General features: G+C 53.8%; 1 rRNA gene. It reads right to left on the reverse strand.

What is annotated here, in order from left to right:
* Positions 1–663: ribosomal RNA gene (locus tag QQ041_RS22080) — 23S ribosomal RNA — on the reverse strand; the annotation flags it as partial.

Here is a 663-nt window from a genome sequence, read left to right on the forward strand (position 1 = left end):
GCCAGGGAAAACTCATCTCAAGGCTCGCTTCCCGCTTAGATGCTTTCAGCGGTTATCGATTCCGAACTTAGCTACCGGGCAATGCCATTGGCATGACAACCCGAACACCAGAGGTTCGTCCACTCCGGTCCTCTCGTACTAGGAGCAGCCCCTTTCAATTTTCCAACGCCCACGGCAGATAGGGACCGAACTGTCTCACGACGTTCTAAACCCAGCTCGCGTACCACTTTAAATGGCGAACAGCCATACCCTTGGGACCGACTTCAGCCCCAGGATGTGATGAGCCGACATCGAGGTGCCAAACACCGCCGTCGATATGAACTCTTGGGCGGTATCAGCCTGTTATCCCCGGAGTACCTTTTATCCGTTGAGCGATGGCCCTTCCATTCAGAACCACCGGATCACTATGACCTGCTTTCGCACCTGCTCGAATTGTCATTCTCGCAGTCAAGCGGGCTTATGCCATTGCACTAACCACACGATGTCCAACCGTGTTTAGCCCACCTTCGTGCTCCTCCGTTACTCTTTGGGAGGAGACCGCCCCAGTCAAACTACCCACCAGGCACTGTCCGTAATCCCGATTCAGGGACCAACGTTAGAACATCAAAACTACAAGGGTGGTATTTCAAGGACGACTCCACCACATCTAGCGACGCGGTTTCA

It is taken from the genome of Vibrio sp. TMPB1044, assembly GCF_030442075.1.
GTDB classification, from domain to species: Bacteria; Pseudomonadota; Gammaproteobacteria; order Enterobacterales; family Vibrionaceae; genus Vibrio; species Vibrio satsumensis.